The sequence below is a fragment of the Streptomyces sp. NPDC046759 genome, from assembly GCF_040645475.1.
GTDB lineage: Bacteria > Actinomycetota > Actinomycetes > Streptomycetales > Streptomycetaceae > Streptomyces.
In genome coordinates this window covers 144,376-169,621 of sequence record NZ_JBEYYJ010000014.1, presented here as the reverse complement: position 1 = coordinate 169,621, position 25,246 = coordinate 144,376, and the positions used below count along the sequence as shown (strand labels likewise).

Annotated in this window: 24 protein-coding genes and 2 pseudogenes; 14 read left to right on the top strand and 12 right to left on the bottom strand. The window is 72.0% G+C overall.

Features of this window, described 5'->3' with window-relative positions:
• The first annotated feature begins 66 nt into the window (after positions 1-66).
• From ABZ919_RS20630 to ABZ919_RS20615, 4 genes and pseudogenes are all read left to right on the top strand, one after another.
• The gene (locus ABZ919_RS20630; RefSeq protein ID WP_361249610.1) at positions 67-1,638 is read left to right on the top strand and encodes a protein kinase; all 1,572 of its coding nucleotides are present in this window, start codon (positions 67-69) and stop codon (positions 1,636-1,638) included.
• A 50-nt stretch (positions 1,639-1,688) separates the two neighbouring features.
• On the top strand, positions 1,689-2,660 hold the full coding sequence (locus ABZ919_RS20625; protein WP_361249607.1) for an LLM class F420-dependent oxidoreductase: 972 nt from the start codon (positions 1,689-1,691) through the stop codon (positions 2,658-2,660).
• Positions 2,661-2,780: 120 nt separating this feature from the next.
• A pseudogene (locus ABZ919_RS20620) lies at positions 2,781-3,527 on the top strand (hypothetical protein); the annotation flags it as partial.
• Positions 3,528-3,613: 86 nt separating this feature from the next.
• Positions 3,614-4,039, top strand: coding sequence for an SsgA family sporulation/cell division regulator (locus tag ABZ919_RS20615; protein ID WP_361249605.1), 426 nt, complete (start codon positions 3,614-3,616; stop codon positions 4,037-4,039).
• A gap of 50 nt (positions 4,040-4,089) precedes the next feature.
• Here ABZ919_RS20615 and ABZ919_RS20610 read toward each other — a convergent pair whose 3' ends face one another.
• The 6 genes from ABZ919_RS20610 to ABZ919_RS20585 all read right to left on the bottom strand — a co-directional run bounded on the left by ABZ919_RS20610 (position 4,090) and on the right by ABZ919_RS20585 (position 10,048).
• Positions 4,090-4,644: a DUF6328 family protein gene (locus ABZ919_RS20610; protein WP_361249602.1), complete on the bottom strand. Its 555-nt coding sequence runs from the start codon at positions 4,642-4,644 to the stop codon at positions 4,090-4,092.
• Between the two features lie 51 nt (positions 4,645-4,695).
• Positions 4,696-5,679: an aldo/keto reductase gene (locus ABZ919_RS20605; protein WP_361249599.1), complete on the bottom strand. Its 984-nt coding sequence runs from the start codon at positions 5,677-5,679 to the stop codon at positions 4,696-4,698.
• A gap of 70 nt (positions 5,680-5,749) precedes the next feature.
• Complete coding sequence (locus tag ABZ919_RS20600; protein ID WP_361249596.1) at positions 5,750-6,367, bottom strand: TetR family transcriptional regulator; 618 nt, start codon at positions 6,365-6,367, stop codon at positions 5,750-5,752.
• 5 nt (positions 6,368-6,372) lie between these two features.
• On the bottom strand, positions 6,373-7,857 hold the full coding sequence (locus ABZ919_RS20595; RefSeq protein ID WP_361249594.1) for an MFS transporter: 1,485 nt from the start codon (positions 7,855-7,857) through the stop codon (positions 6,373-6,375).
• Between the two features lie 97 nt (positions 7,858-7,954).
• Complete coding sequence (locus ABZ919_RS20590) at positions 7,955-8,776, bottom strand: lipase family protein (RefSeq protein WP_361249591.1); 822 nt, start codon at positions 8,774-8,776, stop codon at positions 7,955-7,957.
• Between the two features lie 69 nt (positions 8,777-8,845).
• Entirely contained in the window at positions 8,846-10,048 is a 1,203-nt protein-coding gene (locus ABZ919_RS20585) for an FAD-dependent monooxygenase (RefSeq protein WP_361249588.1), read from the bottom strand.
• Positions 10,049-10,382: 334 nt separating this feature from the next.
• Between ABZ919_RS20585 and ABZ919_RS20580 the strand changes: the two genes are divergently transcribed.
• Together ABZ919_RS20580 and ABZ919_RS20575 are read left to right on the top strand one after the other, a co-directional pair.
• Positions 10,383-10,763, top strand: coding sequence for a tyrosinase cofactor (locus tag ABZ919_RS20580; RefSeq protein ID WP_361249585.1), 381 nt, complete (start codon positions 10,383-10,385; stop codon positions 10,761-10,763).
• A gap of 35 nt (positions 10,764-10,798) precedes the next feature.
• The gene (locus tag ABZ919_RS20575) at positions 10,799-11,620 is read left to right on the top strand and encodes a tyrosinase family protein (RefSeq protein ID WP_361249582.1); all 822 of its coding nucleotides are present in this window, start codon (positions 10,799-10,801) and stop codon (positions 11,618-11,620) included.
• On the opposite strand, the gene ABZ919_RS20570 is transcribed toward ABZ919_RS20575, so the two are convergent.
• Both ABZ919_RS20570 and ABZ919_RS20565 read right to left on the bottom strand, forming a co-directional pair.
• Entirely contained in the window at positions 11,621-12,313 is a 693-nt protein-coding gene (locus ABZ919_RS20570; protein WP_361249580.1) for a ribonuclease H, read from the bottom strand.
• Positions 12,314-12,345: 32 nt separating this feature from the next.
• Positions 12,346-13,140 carry a VOC family protein gene (locus tag ABZ919_RS20565; protein ID WP_361249577.1) on the bottom strand — a complete coding sequence of 265 codons (795 nt, stop codon included), beginning with the start codon at positions 13,138-13,140 and terminating at the stop codon, positions 12,346-12,348.
• A gap of 383 nt (positions 13,141-13,523) precedes the next feature.
• Here ABZ919_RS20565 and ABZ919_RS20560 point away from each other — a divergent pair, with 383 nt between their 5' ends.
• Genes ABZ919_RS20560 through ABZ919_RS20545 form a run of 4 tightly spaced genes read left to right on the top strand, consistent with a single transcriptional unit; the run spans position 13,524 to position 17,925 of the window.
• A complete protein-coding gene (locus ABZ919_RS20560) occupies positions 13,524-14,966 on the top strand; it encodes a family 2B encapsulin nanocompartment shell protein (protein WP_361249574.1) in 1,443 nt (480 codons plus the stop codon).
• Positions 14,963-16,033 (top strand): family 2 encapsulin nanocompartment cargo protein terpene cyclase, encoded by a 1,071-nt coding sequence (locus ABZ919_RS20555; protein WP_361249572.1) that lies wholly within the window; start codon positions 14,963-14,965, stop codon positions 16,031-16,033. Before ABZ919_RS20560 ends, ABZ919_RS20555 begins: the two co-directional genes overlap by 4 nt.
• A gap of 51 nt (positions 16,034-16,084) precedes the next feature.
• The gene (locus ABZ919_RS20550; protein WP_361249568.1) at positions 16,085-16,963 is read left to right on the top strand and encodes a geranyl diphosphate 2-C-methyltransferase; all 879 of its coding nucleotides are present in this window, start codon (positions 16,085-16,087) and stop codon (positions 16,961-16,963) included.
• 53 nt (positions 16,964-17,016) lie between these two features.
• Positions 17,017-17,925, top strand: coding sequence for an aminoglycoside phosphotransferase family protein (locus ABZ919_RS20545; RefSeq protein WP_361249565.1), 909 nt, complete (start codon positions 17,017-17,019; stop codon positions 17,923-17,925).
• Between the two features lie 13 nt (positions 17,926-17,938).
• Here ABZ919_RS20545 and ABZ919_RS20540 read toward each other — a convergent pair whose 3' ends face one another.
• Positions 17,939-18,421, bottom strand: a complete 483-nt coding sequence (locus ABZ919_RS20540; RefSeq protein ID WP_361249760.1) for a VOC family protein — start codon at positions 18,419-18,421, stop codon at positions 17,939-17,941.
• 149 nt (positions 18,422-18,570) lie between these two features.
• Here ABZ919_RS20540 and ABZ919_RS20535 point away from each other — a divergent pair, with 149 nt between their 5' ends.
• On the top strand, positions 18,571-19,770 hold the full coding sequence (locus tag ABZ919_RS20535; RefSeq protein ID WP_361249564.1) for an epoxide hydrolase family protein: 1,200 nt from the start codon (positions 18,571-18,573) through the stop codon (positions 19,768-19,770).
• A 99-nt stretch (positions 19,771-19,869) separates the two neighbouring features.
• Here the strand turns inward: ABZ919_RS20535 and ABZ919_RS20530 are convergent, their stop codons facing one another.
• Positions 19,870-20,265, bottom strand: a complete 396-nt coding sequence (locus ABZ919_RS20530) for a helix-turn-helix transcriptional regulator (protein WP_361249561.1) — start codon at positions 20,263-20,265, stop codon at positions 19,870-19,872.
• Between the two features lie 290 nt (positions 20,266-20,555).
• Between ABZ919_RS20530 and ABZ919_RS20525 the strand changes: the two genes are divergently transcribed.
• Complete coding sequence (locus ABZ919_RS20525; protein ID WP_361249558.1) at positions 20,556-21,440, top strand: RNA polymerase sigma factor SigF; 885 nt, start codon at positions 20,556-20,558, stop codon at positions 21,438-21,440.
• Positions 21,441-21,478: 38 nt separating this feature from the next.
• On the opposite strand, the gene ABZ919_RS20520 is transcribed toward ABZ919_RS20525, so the two are convergent.
• A complete protein-coding gene (locus ABZ919_RS20520) occupies positions 21,479-21,931 on the bottom strand; it encodes an ATP-binding protein (protein WP_361249555.1) in 453 nt (150 codons plus the stop codon).
• A gap of 182 nt (positions 21,932-22,113) precedes the next feature.
• Between ABZ919_RS20520 and ABZ919_RS20515 the strand changes: the two genes are divergently transcribed.
• Positions 22,114-22,947, top strand: a complete 834-nt coding sequence (locus ABZ919_RS20515; RefSeq protein WP_361249767.1) for a hypothetical protein — start codon at positions 22,114-22,116, stop codon at positions 22,945-22,947.
• 35 nt (positions 22,948-22,982) lie between these two features.
• Here ABZ919_RS20515 and ABZ919_RS20510 read toward each other — a convergent pair.
• A pseudogene (locus tag ABZ919_RS20510) lies at positions 22,983-23,849 on the bottom strand (DUF6777 domain-containing protein); the annotation flags it as partial.
• A gap of 124 nt (positions 23,850-23,973) precedes the next feature.
• On the opposite strand from ABZ919_RS20510, the gene ABZ919_RS20505 reads away from it, so the two are divergent.
• Positions 23,974-25,242 carry a streptophobe family protein gene (locus ABZ919_RS20505; RefSeq protein ID WP_361249552.1) on the top strand — a complete coding sequence of 423 codons (1,269 nt, stop codon included), beginning with the start codon at positions 23,974-23,976 and terminating at the stop codon, positions 25,240-25,242.
• Positions 25,243-25,246 lie beyond the last annotated feature (4 nt).

Here is a 25,246-nt window from a genome sequence, read left to right as displayed (position 1 = left end):
CCTTGAACGCACCCCGGTACGCGCCGCGTACCTCTGGACGACACGAAACCGGGGTTTCAGCGAGGGATGACCATGGCCAAGGCGCACGTCTCCGCACACGAGTTGGTCGCCGGACGGTACCGGCTCCTCGAGGTCTTCGCCCGCGAGACGAACCGCCTGTGGTGGTACGCCGAGGACGTGGCGGCGGAGCAGCCCCGTCTGGTGGCCCAGACCGCCCTGCCGGAGCCTTCCGGGGACGACACCGCGCGCCGGGTAACGGCCCGTGTCATCCGGACCTGCGAGACCATGCGCCTGCTCTGTCCCGGGCAGATCGCCGCGGTGGTCGACGCCGTGGTGGAGGCCGGCACCCTGTGGACGGTCACCGAGTGGATCGACGGCACTCCCCTCGCCGAACTCCTGGACCGCGAGGGCGCGTTCAACCCGGTGCGGGCGGCCCGGGTCGGGCTGGAACTGCTCGATGTGCTGCAGGCCGCGCACGACGAGGGCATCACCCATGGCGAACTGAGCCCCGGCCAGGTCTTCGTGCGCACCAGCGGCCCGGTCGTCGTCACCGGGTTCGGGCTGGCCGGCGCCACCCTGGTGCCGCGGCTCACGGCACCGTCGTACGCCTCCCCGGAGCAGGCCCGCGACGAGCGCATCGGGCCGGCCGCCGACCTGTGGGCGCTGGGCGCGCTGCTGTACACGATGGTGGAGGGCCGGCCGCCGTTCCGGGACCGCGGCCGGGCCGACGCCACCTTGAAGGCCGTGGACCGGCTGCCGCTGCGCACCCCGCTGCGCACGGGGTCGCTCACCCAGGCCGTACAGGGGCTGCTGCGGAAGGACTCACGGGAGCGGCTGACCCGGCCGGTGGTGCGGGACGCCCTGATCCGGACCCTCGACGAGGACAGCGACGCCGATCGGGAGCCGGCCCCCGCGCCCCGGCTGCGCGGCGCCTACACGGGGGTGCTGCTCGCCGGGCAGGAGCGGAGCCGACGGGTCCTGGCGGCCGGGACCGCGCTGGCCGTGGTCACCGTCGCCGCCGCCGTCCTGGCCGCGACCCATCAGCTGCCGGGTACGGGCACCGCCCAGGCGCCGGCGCGCTCCGCGACGTCGGCGAACCCGTCCGGCAGGCGCACCGACGGCACCTCGAGCGCTTCGGCCGCCCCCACGGCGAGCTCCCCCGGCGCGTCCGCCCTGCCGGCCGGCTACCACGGCTACACCGCCCCGGAGGGCTTCTCCGTCGCCCTGCCCGACGGCTGGAGGCGGCTGATCACCTCCCGCGTCAGCGGCGCCTACCGCATCACCTTCGGCCGGGACGGCACCTCCCCCACCCTCGCGGTCACCCACAGCGAAGACGTCGGACCGGATCCCGTGGCCATCTGGCGGGACGACGTCGAGCCCGATCTGCAGCGGCTGCCCGGCTACCGGCGCGTCGGTGACGTCCGGGCCACCACGTACCAGGGCCACAAGGCCGCCGACCTGGAGTGGCTGGCGGGGACGGGGGGCGCGCGGGTGCACACCTTCGGGCGCGGCTTCCTGACGGGCGGCGGCGACGGCTTCTCCCTGCGCTTCACCACCCCGGCCGCGGCCTGGGACGATGCGGCGAACCGGGGGGCGCTGCAGACGTTCCTGCGGACGTTCCGGGCACCGAAGGAGTGACCGGCGGGCGTGGGCCGTTTTCCGGCCGCCACCGCGGGGACTCGTTGTTCATGGTGCACATCGGATACACGATGATGACGGAGCAGGCAGGGCCCCGGGACCTGGTGGACCACGTGGTACGGGCCGAGGAGACCGGTTTCGACTTCTCGGTGATCTCCGACCACTACTTTCCGTGGCTGCGCTCGCAGGGCCATGCCTCGTACGCGTGGAGCGTGCTGGGCGCCGCCGCCCAGGCCACCTCGCGCATTCCGCTGATGACCTACGTGACCTGCCCCATCCTCCGCTACCACCCGGCGATCGTCGCGCAGAAGGCGGCGACCGTGCAGCTGCTTTCGCAGGGCAGGTTCCGGCTCGGGCTGGGCGCGGGCGAGAACCTGAACGAGCACGTGGTGGGCGGCGGCTGGCCCCCGGTGGACGTACGCCACGAGATGCTCGAGGAAGCCGTGGGGATCATCCGCGCCCTGTTCGAGGGCGGCCATGTCACCCATCACGGGCAGCACTACGACGTGGAGTCGGCCCGGCTGTGGGATCTGCCGGAGCAGCCGCCGCCGCTCGGCATCGCCGTCTCCGGCGAGCAGTCCTGCAAGCTCGCGGGGCACCTCGCGGACCTGGTCATCGCCACCGAACCGGAGCCGGGCCTGCTGCAGGCCTTCGACCGGCACGGCGGCACCGGCAAACCCCGGGTCGGCCAGCTGCCGGTGTGCTACGACCCCGACCGGGACACGGCCGTCAAGCGCGCCCATTCCCAGTTCCGCTGGTTCGGGCTCGGCTGGAAGGTGAACGCCGAACTGCCGCACCCCGACGCCTTCGAGGCGGCGACCCAGTTCGTGGACGAGGACGACGTCGCCGCCTCGATCCCGTGCGGCGACGACCCCGATGCCTTCGTGGAGGCCGTACGCCCCTACGCCGAGGCAGGGTTCGGGGAGATCGCCCTCGTCCAGATCGGCGGCGACACGCAGCACGAGTTCCTGGACTGGTCGGCCGGGACGCTGCTGCCCGCACTGCGGGAGGCCTTCGGCTGACGCCGGGAGACCGGGGCCGAACGGGCCCGTCAAAGCATGGTCAATGCGTCCATACAGTCTTTCCTGCCTGCGCCCGCTCCCGGGTGCCGTCCCGTGCACATCCTCGCAGGAGAGTCATCCGTGACCCTGGTCGTCGACCCGTCCGAGACGTCCGCCCCGGCCCCGCGGCCGCTGTCCGACCTGGTGGCGCGCGACGCCCGTGAGTTCGGCGGCTACGCGCGCACCGGAAGCTGGGCCTTCGCGCTGATGGTGGCCCGCAGCGTGCGGCCAGGCGGCCAGGTGGCCGGCGAGACGCCCAAGGTGTCCGCGAAGGAGTTCGCACAGCTGGCCGGCTGCTCGCCGGAGCGGGTCATGCGGTACTACAAAGCCTGGGACCGCGCCGCCGACGACGGACTCGTGCCGAACTTCGAGGCGCTTCGGCCGGGGCAGGAGGTCGGCCTGCCCGACGCGGACGTGTGGCTGACTTACTACGCCTCCCGCACCAGCGCGACCTCCGAGCGCGGCACGGCGATCGCCCAGGCCGCCGAGGCCGAGGGCATCCGCCCCACCAAGGCACTGGAGGTCGCCGAGAACCCGACCGCGCTGCGTGCCGCGATCCTCGCCGACCCCTCCACCGCCCGCGCGGCCCGCGCCGCGCTCCTGGACCGGCTGCGGGAGGACCCGGAGCTCCAGGCGGAGCTGGCGCGGGACGTCGTACGGACCGACGACCTGAAGAAGGCCGTCGCCACCGAGAGCCGGGCCGCCGACCGGATCGGGTACGTCCGGCAGATCACCGAGTCCGGGCGGATCAGGACGCCGGCCGGGCAGACCGTCGAGGCTCCGGACCAGCTGCGCGAGCAGGCCGAGCGCCATCTGTCGCTGATCGACAATCCGAATCCGTCGCACGAGTGAGCATTCCCCGCGCCACGGGGGTACTAGAGGGCCCTGAGCCGATCGTCGCCGGAGGCCCCAGCGTGAACCCGTTCGTGCACAAGACCCTGGTGGTGCAGCTTCGCTCGGAAGGCACCGGCCGGTGCCCCGTGCTCGCCCATCTCAGCTACGCCGCCGACGACCCGTTCGCCGTCACGGCCGCCTTCGGCCACGACGGCCGGATCCTCGCCTGCTGGCGGCTGGACCGGGAGATGCTCTCCGTCGGTCTGGCGCGCCCCGTCGGCGTCGGGGACGTGCGGCTGCGGCCGGCCGCGACCGGCGAGTGGCACGAGCTGCGCATGGAGTTCCTCGGGGACGTCCGCCCGGACGGCACCCGGCACCGCGCGGTGGTGTTCGCCTGGGCCCCCGCGATCGCCGGGTTCCTGCGGGAGACCCACCGGATCGTCCCGCCCGGCCGGGAACGCGTACCCGTCGACGAGCTGCTGGCCGAGATCCTCTCCACGGGCTGAGCGGCCGTACCCGCGCCGCGGGCCGCAGCGCCCGCCCGGCGGACCCCACGTCACCTGCCGGGCCGGCTTCGTCCGCCCTCGGCGGCCGCCGTCCGCTCGCGGCCCGCGGGCTGGTCGTCCGACGCGCTCGTGTGCCGGCGCCGGGCCCACAGCGGCAGGCCGTACCAGCACACCAGGTACCAGGCGACGACGGCCCCCACCAGCCACGGCACGAAGGGGTCGTGCGTGGCGACCCGGAGGATCAGCAGCAGGGAGCACGTCGTCGTGGCGAGCAGCAGGGCCAGGCCGACGAAGGTCATCCAGGAAGCGAGCCGCACCGCCCGTGGCTTGACCCGGCGACCGGAGACCAGGCGGTGCAGGGACACCGGTCCGATCAGGGCACCCGTGGCGCAGGCGCCCAGGACGACGGTCACGATGTAGATGACCTGGTCGGTGTGGGGCAGGGTGGCGTACTTCTGCTGGAAGACGACGGTCAGCAGGAAGCCGAACAGGATCTGCACGCCCGTCTGGGCGACCCGGACCTCCTGGATGAGCTCGACCCACATCCGGTCGGCCCGCTCCTCCTCGCTCTCGTTGCGCCCCCTGCGCCGTCCTTCCTCCGTCATGCGGTGCGTGTAACCGCCCGGGCGTTCGTTCAAACGGAGGGTGCCGCCTGGCTACCAGCGGTGTTCGACCTGCTGCTGGATCCGCCGCTCGTACAGCTCACGGATCGCGGTGAACGTCTCCTCGGGCAAGGGCGGCAGCTTGGCGGCCGTGGCGTTGGCGCGGGCCTGTTCGGGATTGCGGGCGCCCGGGATCACCGTGGTGACGCCGTCCTGTTCGATGATCCAGCGCAGCGCCAGCTGGGCCGGGGTGTAGGCCTCCGGGGCGAGTGCCGCGAACTCGGCGGCGGCCTCGACACCGCTCTCGTAGTCGACGCCCGAGAAGGTCTCGCCCTGGTCGAAGGCCTCCCCGTGCCGGTTGAAGGTGCGGTGGTCGTCGGCGGCGAACACCGTGTCCTTGGTGTACTTGCCGGACAGCAGCCCGGAGGCGAGCGGCACGCGGGCGATGATGCCGACACCGGCCTCCCGGGCGGCGGGCAGGACCTCGCGGAGGGGCTTCATACGGAACGGGTTGAGGATGATCTGCACGCTCGCCACGCGCGGCCGGGCGATGGCCGTCAGCGCCTCCGCGCAGGTCTCCACGCTCACGCCGTACGCCGCGATGCGCTCCTCCTCGACCAGCGTGTCCAGCGCGTCGAACACCGCGTCGCAGGAGTAGACGGGCGTCGGCGGGCAGTGCAGCTGCACCAGGTCGATGCGGTCGACGCCGAGGTTGCGGCGCGAACGGTCGTTCCAGGTACGGAAGTTGTCCAGGACGTAGTTCTCGGGGATCTGCTCGACCCGGCGGCCCATCTTGGTCGCCACCAGCACATGCAGGTCGGGACGGGTGCGCAGGAAGGTGGCGATGGTCTCCTCGCTGCGCCCGTCGCCGTAGACGTCGGCCGTGTCGAAGAAGGTGACGCCCGACTCCGCCGCCGCCTCCAGGACGGACTCCGCCTCCTTGGCGTCCACGTCGCCCCAGTCCGCGCCCAGCTGCCATGTGCCGAGGCCGACCACCGATGCCCACTGACCCGACCTGCCGATTACACGTTCGTCCATGGCGCCAGTGTGTCACCGGGCACCGCAACACGCGGAACGGGCCGCTCCGGCGGGCCACGCCTCGCGTCTCTCAGCCACTCACGGTACGTCGGGCCGGACGCGGGGTACCGGGGGTCAACTGGGCCTGGACGAGAGGTCCGTAGCGGTCGGCGATGGTGTCGACGTCGCTCTCGCGCAGGTGCGGGCCGCGCGCGATGCCGTACATCACGCCGAGGCCGACGAGCGCGGCCACGGCGAGTTCGGCGCGCAGGCCGCGGTCGGGGCCGGTGAGCCGGGCGGCGAGGCGGTCGGTGACCTGGGCGCGGAAGTTGGCGCGCAGCACGTCACCGTGGTCGCCGTGCAGCGGGGCGAAGGCGATGCGCAGCAGCGGGTCGGCGCCGCGCTCGCGCTGGCTGGACAGGACGTGCCGGGCCATGTGCCGGCCGAGGTCGGCGAGCGGCGCGTCCAGCAGGGCGTCCGCGTCGGTGTCGAAGGACATCACCCGGGCGAACAGGGCGTCCTTGTTGCCGAAGTACTTCACGATCAACGGCGGGCTGACACCGGCCCGTTCGGCGACCGCCTTCAGCGTGATGTCGGCGTGGGCGTGCCGGGCCAGGAGGTGGCGGGCGGCCCTGAGGATGGCGGCCTTCGTCGCCTCGGCGTCGCGGCGCGCGGCGGCGGTTCCCCGGAGGGCGGGCGTGGTGCTCACGCCCCTCATGCTCCCTCCATCGCCTCGTCGCGGGCGCCCCGGGGGGTGCCCTCGGCTCGCCCGGCACGTCCGGAGGGTCCGTCGCCGGGTATGGACAGGGCGGCCGCGCAGGCGGCCAGGGCGACGGCGCCGGCCATCGCGAACGCCAGCAGGTAGCCGTGCAGGGTGGGGACCGGGAGGCCGCCGACCTGGCTGCTGTGGTGCACGAGGACGGCGGCGACGGCGGCGCTGGAGGTGGCCTGGCCGATGGTGCGCATGAGGACGTTGACGCCGTTGGCCGAGGCGGTCTGCCCGGCCGGGACGGCCCGCAGGATGAGGGTCGGCAGGGCCGAGTAGGCGAGCGTGGTCCCGGTCGCGACGACGGTGGCACCGAGCACGATCATCCCCAGGTCGCGGCTGTCGGCGATGCGGACCGCGTAGCCGCAGGCGATGACGGCGGCGCCCAGCGCGAGGGTGATCCGCGGGCCGCGCGCGGCCGAGATCCGGGCGGACAGCGGCGAGAACAGCAGCATGGTCACGCCGCCGGGCAGCAGGCACAGACCGGTGGCGACGATCGACAGCCCGAGGCCGTAGCCGGTGGCCTTCGGTGCCTGCACCAGCTGGGCGGTGACCAGCGAGTTGGCGTAGAAGGCGAATCCGGTCAGCAGGGCGGCCACGTGCGACAGGCCCACGCGCGGCCGGAAGACCAGCCGCAGGTCCACCAGCGGCCGTTCGGCGCGCAGTTGCTGCCACCACCACAGGGCGAGGACGGCGACGGCCCCGGCGAACAGCCCGAGGACCCGGGCGCTCGCCCAGCCCCAGGTGCCGCCCTGTGACACGCCCAGCAGCAGGCAGACCAGGCCGGCGGCGATGCCCAGCGCTCCGAGCACGTCGAACCGGCCGGGCTCGCGCACGGGCGACTCCTTGACCGCCCACCAGGTCGCCGCCACGCCCGCCGCGCCCAGGGCGCTGGTCAGCCAGAACATGGTGTGCCAGTCGGCGTACTGGACGACGACGGCGGCGAGCGGCAGGCCGAGGGCGGCACCGATGCCGACGGTGGAGCTCATCAGCGCCACCGCGGAGCCGCGCCGTTCGGGCGGCAGTTCGTCGCGCAGGATGCTGATCGACAGCGGTACGACGGAGGCGGCGGCGCCCTGGAGCGCGCGGGCGGCGATGAGCACGCCGATGTCGGAGGACAGCGCGCACAGCACGGAGCCGGCGGTCATCAGGACGAGCGCGGAGGTGAGCACCCGGCGCTTGCCGTACATGTCGCCGGCCCGTCCGAGCACCGGGGTGAGGACGGCGCCGGAGAGCAGGGTCGCCGTGACCGTCCAGGAGACTGTCGCGGGGGAGGCGCCGGTGAGCCGGGGCAGGTCCGGCAGCAGGGGCACGACGACGGTCTGCATGACCGCCATGAGGATGCCGCCGAAGGCCAGCACCGGGATGGTGAGCCGGTCGCGCAGCGGGGTGGGTCCGGCCGGCGGCCGGGGTCTCGGGGCGGGCTGGTCCATCGGGGCTCCTGCGGACGGCAGACGTTCTCGGTGAATACCCATTCACCCTATCGAGTGAATGGGTATTCACCGACGCTTTCCGTGCCCGCGGGAGCGCTCAGGTGAGGTTCTTCTCCAGGACCGTCAGGTAGGAGTGCATGAAGTGGTCACGGATGCCGTCGGAGGCGGGCGCGAAGGCGTCGGCGGTCAGCCCGGCCGCCCGGTCGGTGAGCGCCGACAGCATCGGCATGCTCTCGTGCAGCCTTCCCCGGGAGTCGATGTACCGCAGGGCGCGGACATGGGTGAAGGCCGGCTCGGGCGGCAGCTGGGGGACGATGTCGTTGTTGTTGACGAAGCGGTACATACGGCCGCCGAAACCCTGGTGGAAGGCCTCGGCGAGCAGCCGGTCGCAGGTGCGCGGCTGGCCGTAGGTGTACACGCCGTCCGCGGCCAGGTACGGGTCCTCCAGATACATCCGGGCACCGGCCAGCATCGCGAGGGCGCCGCCCAGGCTGTGCCCGGTGAAGTAGACGCTCTGGCCGTTCGTGCGCAGTTCGGCGAGGGTGGCGTGGACGGCCGGATAGACCGACTCCAGGGCCTCGGCGAATCCGTGGTGGATGTATCCGTTGCCGCCGGGTCCCGGCCTCGGCGGCGTGGTGGCGTCGGTGAGCCAGTCCCGGATCTGCGTGGGTTCGGTGCCCCGGAACGCGGTGATGATCATCCGGTCCCCGGCCAGGGTGTACGCCTGGGTGTCCTGCAACGGGAAGGGCGGGGCGAAGCGGGTCTCGTGGTGACGCACCTGGTGGAAGCCCCACCGGGCGGCCTGGTCCTCGATGACGGCGCGGTCCTTGTAGGCCAGGTCGGCCGCACGGGCCAGCCAGTAGGCGCGTTGCAGGCTGTAGCCGGACGAGGTGTGGTCGAACGAGACGGGCACGGCCATGGAAGGGCCTCCTCGGGTGTGGCGGTGCGGGAAACCGGGGTGGGCCGGCCGCGGCGGGGACCCCGGGAACTAGCCGCGGTGGGCCGAGGACCGGGCCTGCAGGGCGCTTGCCACCCTGGGGCCGAGCCACCGCTTGAACCCGTGCACGGCCTGCAGCCTGCCGGCCGCCTTGTCGAGGCAGTAGTACAGCTGCGGCGGGACATACGGCAGCAGGGGCGAGTGGCGCTGGCCGAGCAGGGCGAACATCCGGTGCGGAGGAAGGTCGATGTAGCGCGGCAGGTTCTCGTACCACCGGGCGCTGTAGCGGGCCGCGCTCTGCACGGACAGCAGCTCGGCCATGCGCCGGCGCTCGTAGGCGACGAGGGCGTCGGGCAGGCCTCTGTGCTCGTGCAGGGCGCGGGCGAGGCACATGGCGTCCTCCAGGGCGAGGGTGGTGCCTGCGCCGATGGAGTAGTGGGTGGTGTGGGCGGCGTCGCCGAGCAGCACCAGGTTGCCGTGGTGCCAGGTGCGGTTGGTGAGGGTGCGGAAGTTCAGCCAGCCGGCGCCGGGGCGGCCGAGGAGCGGGTGGCCGTCGAGGACGTCCGCGAAGAGTTTTTCCAGCAGGGCGAGGCCGTCTGCCTCGGTAGCCCGGTCCAGGCCGAGCCCGGTGAAGGTCTCGGGGGAGCACTCGACGACACAGGTTCCCGTCACGGCGCTGCAGGCGTAGCCGTAGACCCAGATCCAGCCGTGCTCGGTCTCGGTGAAGGCGAAGGTGAAGGCGTCGAAGACCTTCGTGGTGCCGAGCCAGATGTAATGGTTGCGGCCCGAGGTGACCCGGGTGCCGAAGGCCGCCGCGCGGCGGGCGCGCAGGGCGCTGTGCACCCCGTCGGCCGCGACGACGAGGTCCGCGTCGGCCGGCGGTTCGGCGATCTCGCTCTCGAACTCCAGCCGGACGCCGAGGGCGCGAGCCCGTTCAGCAAGCAGGTCGAGCAGCCGGGGGCGGCCGATGCCGAGGCCCTCGTCACCGTGGTGACGGATAGTCAGGTCGCGTACGTGGGCGACGCCGTGACTCCAGCGGACGGATGCCTCCTCGATCGCCCGGGCCGTGTCGGGGTCGTGCCCCTGGAGCTTGTCGAGGAGGCCGCGCCAGTACGTCACGCCCCAGCCGTAGGTCGAGCCCTCGGGGTTGCGCTCGTGGACGGTGATGTCATGGAACGGGTTCTGCCGCTTGAGCAGGATGGCGAGGTACAGGCCCGCGGGCCCGCCTCCGACACAGACGACTTTCACGTGCACGCCCTCTGACAGTCACCCTATGCGTTCGAATGATATCGCAGGGTAGCAGGGCGGCCACCCTGCCCCATCGCGTCAGTCTCGCGTGGTGAGCCAGGCCACTCGGACGGGCGGCGGGCGAGAAGGATCGCCGGAAGCGGGGCCCATCCGGCAAGGAATTCCCCGTTCCGGTGTGCGCCACGCTCCAGTCACAGCAAGATCATCTTGGTTCAATCTTGTACGACATATGACTAATTGTCCTAATCGTGGCCAACCGGTTCCGGGCGATTTCTTCCCGCCCCGGGGCCCCCGATAGGCATACGCCGTCACCACCCGCACACCCTCCAGGAGGATCCGCATGCCCGACATCACCCGGCGTCGCGCGCTCACCGCGACGGCGGCACTCGCCACGACGGCCGCCGTCACCACCCTCGCGGCACCCGTGGCATCGGCCGCCGGCCACCACCGTCCGATGCCGATGCCGGGGACCTTCGACGAGGTCTACAAGGGCCGCCGGATACAGGGCCGTCCGGTGAGCGGGAGCGGACACCACCACGAACACGGCGGCGGCTACCAGGTGTTGGTCGACGGCGTGCAGCTGCACCTGATGCGGAACGCCGACGGCACCTGGATCAGCGTCGTCAGCCACTACGACCCGGTGAGCACCCCGCGCGCCGCCGCCCGTGCCGCGGTCGACGAGCTGCAGGGCGCAGCGCTGCTGTCCTTCCCCGCCAACTGACCGCCCCCGCAAGGACTTCCGGAGCATCGCGCACCATGACCGTACGCAAGAACCAGGCCGCCCTGACCGCCGACGAGAAGCGGCGGTTCACAGCCGCCGTCCTCGAACTCAAGCGCAACGGACGCTACGACGAGTTCGTCCGCACGCACAACGAGTTCATCATGTCGGACACCGACGACGGTGAGCGCACCGGCCACCGCTCGCCGTCGTTCCTGCCCTGGCACCGCAGATTCCTGCTCGACTTCGAGCAGGCGCTGCAGTCGGTGGACTCCTCCGTCGCGCTGCCGTACTGGAACTGGAGCGCCGACCGCACGCCGCGCGCCGCGCTGTGGGCGCCGGACTTCCTCGGTGGCACCGGGCGCAGCTCGGACGGCAGGGTCACGGACGGGCCGTTCGCCGCGTCGGCCGGCAACTGGCCGATCACCGTCCGGGTGGACGGCCGCACCTTCCTGCGCCGCTCGCTCGGCACGGCCGCGCGTGCGCTGCCGACGCCCGCGGAGGTGGAGTCGGTGCTGTCGATGGCGGCGTACGACATGGCCCCGTACAACAGCGCCTCGGACGGCTTCCGCAACAATCTGGAGGGCTGGCGCGGGGTCAATCTGCACAACCGGGTGCACGTCTGGGTCGGCGGCCACATGGCCACCGGTGCCTCCCCGAACGACCCCGTGTTCTGGCTGCACCACGCCTACGTCGACAAGTTGTGGGCCGAGTGGCAGCGCCGGCACCCGGGCGCGGGGTATGTGCCGACGGGCGGCACACCGGACGTGGTGGACCTGGACGAGACCATGAAGCCGTGGAACGACGTGCGCCCGGCGGACCTGCTGGACCACACGAAGTTCTACACCTTCGACTCCTGATCAGGTCCCGGCGGTACGGCACTCCGGGTGGCCCCAGCCCTGCGCGTTCTTCGCGATGGACTCGCCGGCCGCGTAGGCGCGGCCGCACAGGCAGCGGCCGGGGAACTTCGCCTTGATGGTGCGCGAGGACGCTCCGCCGCCGGTGCGGCGCGGCGCCTTCGCGCGGGGGGCGGCCGCCTTGGGGGTGTCGGGCGACGCAGGCGGCTCGGGCGAGCCGAGCGCGCTGCCCGCCGCCTCCTGCACGGAGGCCGCCTGGCTGGCGGCGCGGTCGGCGAAGTCGTTCAGGGGGTCGCCGCCGACCTGGTGGGCCGGCACGTAGCGGAACTCGACCGAGCGGCCGTCGAGGAGCGCGTCGATGCGGACCACCAGGTCCTGGTTGGCGACGGGCTTGCCGGCGGCCGTCTTCCAGCCGTTGCGCTTCCAGCCGGGCAGCCAGGTGGTGACGGCCTTCATCGCGTACTGGGAGTCCATGCGGATCTCCAGCGGCACATCCGGCTCGACGGCCGTGAGCAGCCGCTCCAGGGCGGTGAGTTCGGCGACGTTGTTGGTGGCCCGGCCGAGCGGGCCCGCCTCCCAGCGGGCGGCGGTCCGCTCGTCGTCGGACACCACCCACGCCCATCCGGCCGGTCCGGGGTTTCCCTTCGAAGCCCCGTCGCACGCGGCCACCACACGTTCATGCATACGCACGATCATGCCATGGCCGGGCCGGACGCCGTCGCGGGCGGTCAGACGTCCTTGACCTTCGGCATCTCACCCTCCGTGGTCGTGATGTCGATCACAGAGAAGTTCGCTCCCTGCGGATCGCTGAGGGCCGCGAACCGGCCGAAGGGGCTGCTCATCGGCCCGAAGCGGAGGACACCGCCGAGTTTGGTGGCGCGGGCCACGGCCTCGTCGCAGTCGCCGACGGCGAAGTAGACGTTGATGTAGGACGGCACCTCGGGCGGGAAGTCGTCGGTCATCCGCATCCGGCCCAGGACGGTGTCCTCGCCGACGTCGAACATCCGGAAGTCCACCGCGTCGTCCACGATGTCCTTCATCCGGTACGGGAAGACGGCGGCGAGGAAGGTGTCCGCCTTCTCGGGCTCACGGGTGAAGACCTCGGCCCAGCAGTAGGCACCGGGGGTCGCGGTCGCCTCGAAGCCCTCGTGGCGGCCGGCCTGCCAGACGCCGAAGACGGCGCCGCTGGGCTCGCGGGCCAGGCACATCGTGCCGAAGTCGCCGACCTGCATCGGCTCCATCAGCACCTCGCCGCCGTTCTCCCTGATCTTCTGCGCGGTGGCGGCGGCGTCCGGCGAGGCGAAGTACAGGCACCACTGCGACTGCCCCTCCTGGCCGGGCATGGGCGGGACGACGGCGGCCACCGCCTTGCCGTCCGCGTAGGCCTGCGTGTAGTTGCCGTACTCCGACGACGACTCGCCGAAGGTCCAGCCGAGGACGTCGGCGTAGAACCGCTTGGCTCCTTCCACGTCGCTGAACATCGCATCGGCCCAACAGGGCGTTCCCTCGGGTTGCACGGCCATGCTCGCGGTCCTCCTGGTCTTTGTCCCGTACGGATGGTCCCCCGCCTGAAGGTGCTGTCTCCCGAAGCTCACGCTAGCCATCCCCGGGTCGGCCCGCGCGCCGAACGAGCGGTCCGCCTGACCTGCGCACCTCGCTCCGGGGGCGCACCACACCGGCGCGCGGGACCGCCGGCCGGGGGCGCAGTGCACCGGCGCCTGAAAACGCCGTTTGCCGGTCGCGCCCCGATCAGCGGGTTTACGCCCCTGTCTGCCGGGATCCGCCCCCTTCGCGCTGTATCGGGCGTCCCACCAGCACTGTTTGGCTTGGCCCGGGTGCAGGACCACCACGCTCACCACCCACCGATCCGGCCCCCCTGTTCGCACGCAGCTCCGCTGGAGGGAATGTGACCACTCCGGACACCGAGACCGGTTCCGCCGTCGACGAGCCCGTCCCCGAGCCCGCGGCCGAGGGGCAGCTCACCAGCCTGAGCACCCGGGCGGCGCGCCAGCTCACCACCACCACCAAGTCCGAGCCGCAGATGCAGGCCATCACCTCGCGATGGCTGCTGAAGACCCTGCCGTGGGTGGACGTCAAGGGCGGCGCCTACCGGGTCAACCGTCGCCTGACGCTGCGCACGGGGCGCGGCCGGGTGCACTTCGAGCAGAACGGCGCCGACGACATCCGCGTCATCCCGGAGACGCTGACCGAGCTGCCGATCCTGCGCGGCTACGCCGACACCGACGTCCTGCGGGAGATCGCCGGCCGTTTCCAGTCCCGGGAGGTACGCGCCGGGCAGGTGCTGTTCGAGGCCGGCCAGCCGGTGACCGAGGCCTACCTGGTCGTGCACGGCCGGTTCACCCGGTATACCGCGGGCAAGTACGGCGACGAGGAGATCACCGGCGTCGTCACCGACGGCGACCAGATGGGGGACGAGGCGGTGGGCCAGTCCGACCCGCTGTGGCTGACCTCGGTGCGGGCCGAGACGGCGGGCGTGGTGCTCGCGCTGCCCTGGGCCGTCGTGCAGGAGTTCACCGGGCGGGTACCCTCGCTGGCAGCCCATCTCCAGGCATATGTCGAGCGGCAGCAGCGGCCGACGAACCGCAAGGGCGAGGCCGAGGTGCCGGTGCAGGCCGGCCATGTCGGCGAGCCCACACTGCCCGGCGGTTTCGTGGACTACGAACTCGCCCCGCGCGAGCACGAGTTGTCCCTCACCCAGACCGTGCTGCGGGTGCACACCAGGGTCGCCGATCTCTTCAACCACCCGATGGACCAGACCCAGCAGCAGCTCAGGCTCACGGTCGAGGAGATCCGCGAGCGCCAGGAGTGGGAGCTGGTCAACAACCGGGAGTTCGGGCTGCTGCACAACGTCGACTACGGCCAGCGGATCAGCACCTTCACCGGGCCCCCGGTGCCGGACGACATGGACGAGCTGCTGTCGATGCGGCGCAAGACCAAGGTGTTCCTCGCCCACCCCAAGGCGATCGCGGCGTTCTTCCGGCAGTGCAACCGGCGCGGTCTGGTGCCCGGCACCGCGAGCGTCGACGGCCACGAGGTACCGGCGTGGCGCGGGGTGCCGATCCTCCCCTGCGGCAAGATCCCCATCAGCGACGACCACACCACGAGCATCATCGCGCTGCGCACCGGTGAGGCCGACCAGGGCGTGATCGGGCTGCACCAGACCGGCATCCCGGAGGAGTACCAGCCGGGCCTGAACGTCCGGTTCATGGGCATCGACTCGGCCGCGATCATCAGCTACCTCGTGACCGCCTACTACTCGCTGGCGATCCTCGTGCCCGACGCGGCCGGGATCCTGGAGAACGTCCAGATCGGGCGGTTGCCCGAATGACGTCCGAGACCGCCACGAGCGCATCCGCGCCGTCGTACACGCTGCCCGGGCCGCCCGACATCGCCGGGAGCCTGCGACGCCGCCCCCGTACCGGAGCCGTCCCCGGGCTGCACCACCGGCCGGCCGTCCCCGCCGACCCGGTCAAGGCCGCTGAGGTGGACCGCCGGCTGGAGACCTGGGCCCGGAGCCTGGAGCTGTTCCCGGAAGCCTGGAAGGGGGACTTCTCCGGCTTCCAGTTCGGCCGGGCCGTCGTACTGCAGCATCCGGGCGCGCTGGACCTGGACCGTCTGACGGCCGCCGGGAAGCTGCTGCTCGCGGAGAACATCGTCGACTCCTGTTACTGCGAGGAGGACGAGGGCCGGGGCGGAGCGCGCCGCGGCCTCGGCGGCCGGCTGATCATGGCACAGTCGGCGCTCGACCCCTATCACGGCATCCCTGAGCTGGAGGAGGAGTGGCGTGAGGGGATGCGGGCCGACGGGCCGCTGCGCTCGTACCACTTCGCCCTGGAGGACTTCGCCGGCTTCGCCACGCCCAGCCAGACCGACCGGTTCGTGCACGACATCGCGCGGCTGCACCTGGGGTACCTCGCCGAGGCCGCCTGGGCGGAGACGCGGTACATGCCGCGGGTCTGGGAGTACCTGGTGATGCGGCAGTTCAACAACTTCCGCCCCTGTCTGTCCGTCGTCGACGCCGTGGACGGCTACGAACTGCCCGAACAGCTCTACGCCCGGCCGGAGATCCAGCGGATCACCGCCCTCGCCTGCAACGCCACCACGATCGTCAACGACCTGTACTCCTTCACCAAGGAGCTGGCGAGCGATCCCACGCATCTGAACCTGCCGCAGGTCGTCGCCGCCGACGAACGGCGCGGACTGAAGGCCGCCTATCTGAAGTCCGTCGAGATCCACAACCGGATCATGGCGGCCTTCGAGGAGGAATCGGCCCTGCTGTCCGCCACCTCGCCGCTGGTGGAGCGCTACGCCCGGGGGCTCGCCGCCTGGGTGTCGGGCAACCACGAGTGGCACGCCACCAACACCCACCGCTACCACCTGCCCGACTACTGGTAACCGCACCGTACGCCGTTTCGGAAGAGCCACATGCGCCACGAGGAGCCACCGTTGACCACTGCCCCCGTCGCCCGGACCACCCCCGTTCCGGTCCCCGCCCAGTCCACCTACCAGAGCCGGGTCGCGGACTACTGGAACGCCGAGGAGAACCCGGTCAACCTCGAACTCGGCAGGATCGACGACCTGTACCACCACCACTACGGCATCGGAGCGGCCGACGGGTCGGTGCTCGACGAGCCCGATCCCGCCCGGCGCCGGGACCGCGTGACCGCCGAACTGCACCGTCTGGAACACGCGCAGGCCGAACTGCTCGCCTCGCACCTGGGGCCGCTGACCCCCGCCGACCGGGTCTTCGACGCGGGCTGCGGCCGCGGCGGCGGCAGTGTCGTGGCACACCTGCGCCACGGCTGCCACGCCGACGGCGTCACCATCTCCGCCAAGCAGGCCGAGTTCGCGAACGAGCAGGCACGCGCCCGCGGCATCGACGACAAGGTGCGCTACCACCACCGCAACATGCTCGACACCGGCTTCGAGACCGGCGCGTACGCGGCGTCGTGGAACAACGAGTCCACCATGTACGTCGAGCTTGACCTGCTGTTCGCCGAGCACGCACGGCTGCTGCGGCGCGGCGGGCGCTATGTGGTGATCACCGGCTGCTACAACGACACCTATGGGCGGGCCTCGCGCGAGGTGTCGCTGATCAACGCCCACTACATCTGCGACATCCACCCGCGTTCGGAGTACTTCAGGGCGATGGCCCGCAACCGCCTGGTGCCGGTCCACGTCCAGGACCTGACCGAGGCGACGATCCCGTACTGGGAGCTGCGCAGGCAGGCCGACCATCTGGTGACGGGCATCGAGGACACGTTCCTGGACGCCTACCGCAACGGCAGCTTCCAGTACCTGCTGATCGCGGCCGACCGGGTCTGAGACCGGGAAATTCCGTGGACGGCGAGGGCGCCGGGGCGCTGGGATGGGCTGCGATGAGCGCCCACGAAAGCCCCACTGCGCCGAAGATGCACGCGGACGAGGTCGACCTCGACGCCCCGCTGGTCCACCGTCTGATCACGCGCCGGTTTCCGCAGTGGGCCGCACTGCCCGTGCGCCGCCTCGCGTCCCATGGGACCGAGAACGCCATCTTCCGGCTGGGCGGCGACCTGCTGGTACGGCTGCCCCGGCGACCCGGCGCCGCCGAGGACCTGACGCTGGAGCAGCGCTGGCTGCTCCGGCTCGGCCCGCTGCTGCCGGTCGCCGTCCCCGAGCCGGTGGGCACCGGCGAGCCGGACGAGGGCTATCCCTGGTCCTGGTCGGTCCACCGCTGGCTGGACGGCCGCAATCCGGTGGCCGGCAGCGTCCGGGAGCCTCGGCGGCTCGCCGAGGACCTCGCGGCGTTCGTGCGTGCGCTGCGCCGGATCCCTGCGCAGGACGCACCGCTCGGCTACCGGGGCGGCCCCCTCCGGGACCGGGACGAGCCCACCCGCGCGGCCGTCGCAGAACTGGGCGGGCGTATCGACACCGGCGCGGTCACGGCCCTGTGGGAGAAGGCCCTGCGCGTCCCGGAGCACGCCGGGCCGCCGGTGTGGGCCCACGGAGACCTCTCCCCCGGGAACGTGCTGGTCGACGGGGGCCGGCTGAGTGCCGTCATCGACTTCGGCTGTGCGGGGGTGGGCGACCCGGCCGTGGATCTGATCGTGGCCTGGAACCTGCTGCCCGCCTCCGTCCGGGGCACCTTCCGCGAGGCCGTCGGCGCGGACGACGCGCAGTGGGCACGAGGGCGAGGCTGGGCGCTGTCGATCTCGCTGATCCAGTTGCCGTACTACTGGGACACCAACCCGGCCCTGGCGGAGAACTCCCGGCACGTCATCACCGAGATTCTCACCGAGGCCGGGTGACGGTGCCGGTCCGCTACTCCCCCGCGTACGCCTCGTCCAGTTCGGCCACGTCCAGCTTGCCCATGCCCATCATGACCTTGAAGACGCGGGCGGTCCCCTCCGGGTCGGGGCCGTGCAGCATCTCGGGCAGCCGGTCGTAGACGATCTGCCAGGAGACGCCGTACCGGTCCTTGAGCCAGCCGCAGGGGCCGGCCTCGCCGCCGTTCTCGGTGAGCCTGGTCCAGTAGAAGTCGATCTCCTCCTGGTCGGAGCAGAGGACCTGGAAGGAGACGGCCTCGTTGAACTTGAACTGGGGGCCGCCGTTCAGGGCGACGAACTTGTGGCCGTTGGCCGTGAACTCGACGGTCAGCACGGAGCCGGTCTCACCGGGCCCGGACTCGGGGTAGCGGCTGACGCGGCCGATGCCGGAGTTCTTGAAGACCGAGACATAGAACTCGGCGGCCTCCTGGGCCTGGCCGTCGAACCACAGGCACGTGAGGAATCCGTCGGTGGTCATGAGCACCTCCTGGGCGGGGAACGTCGTCATCCGTGTCGACCGGTCCTCGCGCCGAAACTCATCGGCCGGGCCGCCGAACAATCCCGACGGGTGAGTCGCCTCCTCACAATCCCGACGGGCGAGTCGCCTCCGCGCCTAGCATCCGGATCATGACCTCCACACCGGCCGAACGCATCGACCCCTTCCGGCTCTCGGTCCCGCAGAGCGACCTCGACGACCTGTACGACCGGCTCGACCGTACCCGCTGGCCGGCCGAGCTGCCCGGAGCCGGCTGGGAGTACGGCGTCCCGGCCGGCTATCTGCGGGAGCTGGTGCGGTACTGGCGGCACGAGTACGACTGGCGGGCCGCCGAGGCCGAGCTGAACCGCTGGCCGCAGTTCACCACCTCGATCGACGGGGCACGTATCCATTTCGCCCACATCCGCTCCCCGGAGCCGGACGCCACACCGCTGATGATCACCCATGGCTGGCCGGGCTCCATCGTGGAGTTCCTGGACCTGGCCGGCCCGCTCACCGACCCCGTGGCACACGGCGCGGACGCGGCCGACGCCTTCCATCTCGTCGTGCCGAGCATCCCCGGCTTCGGGCTGTCCGGGCCCACCAGCGAGCCGGGCTGGGAGGCGGGACGGGTGGCCGGCGCCTGGGTGGAGCTGATGCGGCGGCTCGGCTACGAGCGATTCGGGCTGCAGGGCGGCGACTGGGGCGCGGCGATCTCGCGCGAGCTCGGGCGGGCGCATCCCGACCGGGTGATCGGCGTCCATCTCAATCTGCTGCCGGGCGCCCAGGCGGCCACCGAGCCCACCGAGGAGGAACTGGCCGCGCTCGGCCCCGAGGAGCGGGAGCGGACGCTGCTGTCCTGGCGCCGGTGGGCCGAGTGGTCCCGCGAGGGCACCGGGTACGCCGTCCTGCAGTCCACCCGGCCGCACACCCTCGCCTACGCCCTGACGGACTCGCCCGTCGGTCAACTCGCCTGGATCGTCGAGAAGTTCCGTGACTGGACGGACTGCGAGGAGCTGCCGGAGGAAGCGGTGGACCGGGACCGGCTGCTGACCGACGTGATGCTGTACTGGCTGACCGGTACGGCCGGATCGTCCGCCCGCATCTACTACGAGCGGGCACACGCCACGGGCGAGCGGTCGGCCCGGCCGGCCGAGCCGTCGACAGCTCCCACCGGGCTGGCCCTTTTCCCGGCCGAGCTCCAGGTGCCGCTGCGGCACAAGGCGGAGCGGACCGAGAACCTCGTGCGCTGGACGGAGTTCGACCGGGGCGGCCACTTCGCGGCCCTGGAGGAGCCGGACCTGCTCGTCGACGACGTCCGGGCGTTCTTCCGGCAGCTCCGGCGGAAGTGATCCGATCACCGGCCGACCGCCCCGCGACCGGACCGCGAACGGACCGGGCGGCCAAGGGCTGCCTCGCTGCCTCCTGAGGGGGCAGCCCTGGGGCGCGGCTCAGGCCGCCAGGCAGAGGCCGTTGTGGCTGCGGGGCGGGGCGGCGGCCCGGCGGTGGTGCGCAGTCGTGCGCCGGGTCAGCTCGCCGTGGGCCAGGGACAGCAGGTCCCCGAGCCCCAGGCCGAGGGCGTGGGCCGCGGCCGCGAGGACTTCCGAGGAGGCCTCCTTGCGGCCGCGCTCGATCTCCGACAGGTAGGGCAGCGAGATCCTGGCCGCGTCGGCCACGTCCTTGAGGGTGCGGTCCTGCGCCCGTCGCTCACGGCGCAGCACCTCACCGACCAGATCACGCCACAGCGGCTCCTTGCTCCGCGCGCGCTCGGCCGCCGGGTCCGCCAAACGGGCGGGCACCGGTCGCAGGGGGATCACTCGGGCTTCGTCGCTCACCTGGTTGCTCATCTCCGTCAGCCTAGGAGCCGAGGTCCGTGGGACAAGGGTCCGGGATTGCGCCCTGAGGGAAAACGGGCCGTTCGGACGCGGCACGTCCATTTTCCGCCACCAAGCATCGACTCATGCATGCGGGCCGTGACCGGGGGTACCCGGGCCGTGAGCGGTACCGCGAGCACGCATGGATCGCCGGATTCCGGGTATTCGGGCATCCGGCCGAAGAGGGACATCTACTGACGGACATCTACAGACGCTGTCGCGGCACACGTGAACCGTGACTTACGTGGGAGTGGGAGAGGGCGATGAAGACCGGGATCCGGCCGGAAGCAGAGGTCACCGAAAGGACCGAGCAGTACGGGACGGGCGAAGGGTCACTGCCTGGCATCACGGACCCAGCGTCCGTCGCACCACGTGACGCACGGCAGCTGTCCCGCCAGTTCTTCCGCCGCCTGACCGAGCTGGAAGAGGGCACCCACGAGTACCAGTACGCGCGCAACACCCTCATTGAGATGAACATGTCGCTGGTGCGGTTCGCGGCGGGACGGTTCCGGGGCCGCGGCGACGACATGGAGGACGTCGTCCAGACCGGCATGATCGGACTGATCAAGGCCATCGACCGGTTCGAACTGGCCCGCGAGGTCGAGTTCACCTCCTTCGCGCTGCCGTACATCGTCGGTGAGATCAAACGGTTCTTCCGGGACACCACGTGGGCGGTGCACGTACCGCGGCGGCTCCAGGAGCTGCGGGTGGAGCTGGCGAAGGCACGCGAGGAGCTGTCCAGCCGGCTGGACCGGGACCCGACGGTGGCCGAGCTGGCGACGCTGATGAACATCTCCACGGACGAGGTGGTCGAGGCGCAGCTCGCCTCCAACGGGTACAACTCCGCCTCCCTGGACGCCGCCCTCACCGGTGACGGGGCGGAGGACGGCGAGGCGGTGCTCGCCGACTTCATCGGCGTGGAGGAGGAGGGGCTGCGGCTCGTCGAGGACTTCCACGCGCTCGCTCCCTTGATGGCCGAGCTCAGCGAGCGGGACCGGCAGATCATCCATCTGCGGTTCGTCGAGGAGGCCACCCAGGCGGAGATCGGGGAACGGCTCGGCTGCTCCCAGATGCACGTGTCCCGGCTGATCAAGCGCATCATCATGCGGCTGCGCCAGGGGATGCTCGGCGAGCTCGGCTGCGCCTGACGCGGCCGGGCGGGGAGGCCCTCGAGCTCTCCCGGCCCTCAGCGGTTCAGTTCGAAGCGGGCGCGCACCCGCTTGCCCACGGGCACGCGCTCGGCGGTGACCTCCGAGGCCAAGGCCTTCACGATCTCCAGGCCGTGCCGTCCGACGCGCTCGGGGTCCTTGGGGAAGATGCGGGGCAGGGCGGTGCTGCTGTCGTAGACGCTCACCGTCACGGCGCAGTCCGTACCCTCCAGCTCCAGGATGTACGGGCCGTTGCTGTGCCGGTCGGCATTGGTGACCAGCTCGCTCACCAGCAGGAGCAGCTCGCCGTCGGCGCGGCGATCGGCGCTCGCGCACCATTCCGTACGCAGCTGCTCCAGGAAGTGGGAGGCGAAGACGCGTGCCTCGGCGATGCATCCGGGTTCACCGGTGTAGTGCGCCGCGCGCCGCAGCGGCTCCACGGGTACGTCGAAACCAGTCGGTATCACTGCCCCGCCCAGGTACTTGGTCATGCCGTCTCTCTCGGAAAGCCCGAACCGGGCCGGTCGCCTGTCGCACCTGTCCTCGTACCCTAAGTCCGGCTCGCCAGTCCCCCAGGGTGTTCGCCCTCCGCGCAGAGTGGCGATCGTCACGCTTCTGCGGGCCTGCTTCCGCTCACGAGGCGGCCGAGTCCTGCGGCTCCTGCTGAGTGGGGGTGAGCTCCGACTCAACGGGCGTCTCGGGGGTCGCGGGTTCCGGAGCGGAATTCCCCGGGGACTCCGGAGCGGAATTCTCCGAGGGCGCCGGAGCGGAATTCTGCGAGGACACCGGCAGGGAGGGCGCCGGCGCGGAACCCTCCGAGGACGCCGACAGGGAAGGCGCGGGGCCAGAAGCCTTCGAGGACGCCGGCACGGAGGGGGGCGTCTGCCGCTGCGACGACTTCTCCATCGAGGGGGCCGAGGACGTCCCGGTCGCAGGCGCCGAGGACTTCGCGCCGGGGGTCCTGGAGGACTGGGAGCCGGCAGACGGTGACGTCGGTCCGGTGGCGGCCGGGCCGGTCGACGGCGACTTCGGCGGCGCGGGCTTCGACTCCGACGGCGACTTCGGCGGCGAGGACGACGGGGGCTTCGGCGGCGAGGACGAAGGGGGCTTCGAAGGGGAGGACGACGGCGAAGACGAAGGCGACTTGGACGGTGACTTCGACGGCGAAGACGAAGGCGACTTCGACGGGGACTTCGACGGCGAAGACGAAGGCGACTTCGACGGTGACTTCGACGGCGAAGACGAAGGCGACTTCGACGGTGACTTCGACGGCGAAGACGAAGGCGACTTCGACGGGGACTTCGACGGCGACTTGGACGGCGAGGACGAGGGCGAGCTCGTCGACGACGACATCGAGGGGCTCGGCCTGCCCGGTGTGGACCGGCAGGGCGTCGGCGAGCCGGGCGGGCACGCCGCGGACGGGCTCCAGGGGTGCGGGAACGCCGGCGGCTTGGCGTGCTGGTCGTGCCGGCAGTCGTGGTCTCCGCGCCGGCGGTGGATCCAGTAGTCGTGGTGGGGGTCGTAGAGCACGAACGTCTTGACGACCGCCGGCGCGGGCGTGACCACGACCACGTTCGAGGGCCGGTACGTCGACCAGTGGGGGCCCACCAGCTTCGGTGCGGCCTTCTGGGCGACCGGCGGGGTCAGCGGGTTGCCGCAGGCGCACCGCGTGCGGGGCACGCCGTGGCCGTCCACCAGCACCGCGGTGCCCGCCTGCAGCACCGACTGGTAGGTGGTGGGCGCTCCGTCGCGGTACCCGTGGTTGGTGACCCGGGTGTCGACGCGCAGCTGGACCGGGGTCAGCGAGCGCAGGTAGGCGGGCACACCGGACGGCTGGACGCCGACCACGGAGGCGAACGCCTTCTCCTTGCTCGAGTCGCTCTGGAGGAACTTGATCTGCTTCTCGACGTCGCAGGCCGGGATGCTCTGGGTGCCGCCGTACAGACCGGGCGCTCCGCCCTCCACGCCCTGTACCGCGTTGGCCGTGCCCGAGGGCAGGGCGGAGGCGGAGGGCGGAGGCGCGGCGGAACTCTGCTCGGCGGTCGACTCCGTGAACGGGTCCTGTCCGCGGCTGCTCGCGGACTGCAGGAAGACCTCCCCGCCCTTCACGGGCGAGCCACCCGGACGGGTGAAGACGACCGCGAGGGCCACGGCGGCGACGACGGCTGCGGTGAGGGTCGCCACCCGCGGTACGGATCTCCACCACGGCCCGTGCGGCCCCTTGTGCCCGCCGCTGCCCGGCGGTTGGGAGGGCGGTGGTCCGGAGGGGGGCCGGTTGGAGCCCGACAGAGGGCCGGAGGGCGGCCCGGTGGGGCGGCCGGAAGACGGAGGTTCGGCGCTCACGAGCACTTCTTCCCGTCGCGATCGTCCTGATACGCGGTGCGATACGCGGCTTCTTGTGGGAAACATCCCATTTACTGCATTTGGCTGCGCATTGCTCCCATTGTGTGTCTCAGAGTGGCGACGCTCGCAAGCCGACGCGGACGGCCCACCCGGCGGGCGGGGATCCCGGTCGCTGCTTAGCGTGGCAACCGTGAGCGCTCCAACCGTCTCCGCGCGGCCAGCCGCCCGTCATGGCTGGGCGCAGGCCGTGGCCGCGGTGCTGACCGGGCTGGCTGCCATGGTGGTGGTCGCGGCGCTGGGCCTGTGGGCGGCCGGAGCGGTGGACCTGCCGGACGGCGCCTTCCCGAGAGTGGTGGCCGCGACCCTGGTCACGGCGGTGGGCGGCAGCGTGGAACTCTCCGGCAACGCGGGCGCGCTGGCCCAGACCCGGGCCGGGGTCACCGTGATGCCGTTGTCGGTGACCCTCGTGGGTGCGCTGATGATCGGCGGCGCCTTTCTTCGCCCGCTGCGGCACCGGGCGGTCGCCTCGGCCGCGGAACTGGCCGGCTGGGCCGCCCGGATCGCCGTGCTGTGGCTGCTGGTGCTCATCGGCCTGGCCCTCGGCGCCCGGCAGACCTTCGCCGTCGACGTGGGCAGCGGCACCCTCAGCGATCTGACCGGGCTGTTCGACGCGGCGCCCAGGGTCGGGTTCACCGCCGACATGCCGCTGACGGTGCTGTTCGGCCTGCTGTGGCTGGCCGGGGTGCTGACGCTGGCGCTCCTGGTCGCGCGCGGAGCACCGTTGCCGGGGCGGCTGCTGCGTCTCCAGGAATCGGTGCGCCCGGCGGCGCACGCGATGGTGGTCCTGCTCCTCGCGTACACCGTCGTCGGCCTCGCCACCGCGCTGATCACGGTGGCCGTCCACGGGCGCCTCCCGCAGACCCTTGCGCTGATCCTTCTCGGCCTGCCCAATCTGGCCTGGCTGGCCCTCACCATCGGTTTGGGGGCGACCTGGAACGGCCGTGTGGACGGCCCGTTCGGCCTGCCGATGCCGCACGTTCTGGACGCGATCCTGCGCACCCCGGACGTCTCCGCGCTGAACCTGCGCTCGCTCACCGACTACGACGGCCGGTGGTGGTGGCTGGTGGTGGTGGACGCGGTCCTGCTGCTGGCCGTGGCCTTCCGGATGGCGGCCGGTTCAGCGGCCCGGATCCGCCTGTGGCAGCACGCCGTCCGTCTGGCCGTGGCACTGGCGCTGACCGTACTGATGATCTGCCTGACGGGCCGCATCTCCGCGCACTACGGACTCTCCCTGCTCGGCATCGGCGACCTCGGCGGCGGGCTGTCCGGAGAACTGTTCCTGAGGCCGCAGCTGTGGCAGGCGGTGGGCCTGGGCGCGCTGTGCGGGCTGGTCGCCGGGTTCCTGGGCGGCCTGCTGGCCCGGCCGGTGCACCGGCGCGGCGAGGTGGAGCCCTCCTAGGCCC

What these genes read in the sequence shown, in the direction of transcription:
- ABZ919_RS20630 (WP_361249610.1), top strand. Translation starts at nt 67, where the DNA reads ATGACCATGGCCAAGGCGCACGTCTCCGCACACGAGTTGGTCGCCGGA.
- ABZ919_RS20625 (WP_361249607.1), top strand. Translation starts at nt 1,689, where the DNA reads ATGGTGCACATCGGATACACGATGATGACGGAGCAGGCAGGGCCCCGG.
- ABZ919_RS20610 (WP_361249602.1), bottom strand. Translation starts at nt 4,644, where the DNA reads ATGACGGAGGAAGGACGGCGCAGGGGGCGCAACGAGAGCGAGGAGGAG.
- ABZ919_RS20605 (WP_361249599.1), bottom strand. Translation starts at nt 5,679, where the DNA reads ATGGACGAACGTGTAATCGGCAGGTCGGGTCAGTGGGCATCGGTGGTC.
- ABZ919_RS20595 (WP_361249594.1), bottom strand. Translation starts at nt 7,857, where the DNA reads ATGGACCAGCCCGCCCCGAGACCCCGGCCGCCGGCCGGACCCACCCCG.
- ABZ919_RS20590 (WP_361249591.1), bottom strand. Translation starts at nt 8,776, where the DNA reads ATGGCCGTGCCCGTCTCGTTCGACCACACCTCGTCCGGCTACAGCCTG.
- ABZ919_RS20580 (WP_361249585.1), top strand. Translation starts at nt 10,383, where the DNA reads ATGCCCGACATCACCCGGCGTCGCGCGCTCACCGCGACGGCGGCACTC.
- ABZ919_RS20575 (WP_361249582.1), top strand. Translation starts at nt 10,799, where the DNA reads ATGACCGTACGCAAGAACCAGGCCGCCCTGACCGCCGACGAGAAGCGG.
- ABZ919_RS20570 (WP_361249580.1), bottom strand. Translation starts at nt 12,313, where the DNA reads ATGATCGTGCGTATGCATGAACGTGTGGTGGCCGCGTGCGACGGGGCT.
- ABZ919_RS20565 (WP_361249577.1), bottom strand. Translation starts at nt 13,140, where the DNA reads ATGGCCGTGCAACCCGAGGGAACGCCCTGTTGGGCCGATGCGATGTTC.
- ABZ919_RS20555 (WP_361249572.1), top strand. Translation starts at nt 14,963, where the DNA reads ATGACGTCCGAGACCGCCACGAGCGCATCCGCGCCGTCGTACACGCTG.
- ABZ919_RS20545 (WP_361249565.1), top strand. Translation starts at nt 17,017, where the DNA reads ATGAGCGCCCACGAAAGCCCCACTGCGCCGAAGATGCACGCGGACGAG.
- ABZ919_RS20540 (WP_361249760.1), bottom strand. Translation starts at nt 18,421, where the DNA reads ATGACCACCGACGGATTCCTCACGTGCCTGTGGTTCGACGGCCAGGCC.
- ABZ919_RS20535 (WP_361249564.1), top strand. Translation starts at nt 18,571, where the DNA reads ATGACCTCCACACCGGCCGAACGCATCGACCCCTTCCGGCTCTCGGTC.
- ABZ919_RS20530 (WP_361249561.1), bottom strand. Translation starts at nt 20,265, where the DNA reads ATGAGCAACCAGGTGAGCGACGAAGCCCGAGTGATCCCCCTGCGACCG.
- ABZ919_RS20525 (WP_361249558.1), top strand. Translation starts at nt 20,556, where the DNA reads ATGAAGACCGGGATCCGGCCGGAAGCAGAGGTCACCGAAAGGACCGAG.
- ABZ919_RS20520 (WP_361249555.1), bottom strand. Translation starts at nt 21,931, where the DNA reads ATGACCAAGTACCTGGGCGGGGCAGTGATACCGACTGGTTTCGACGTA.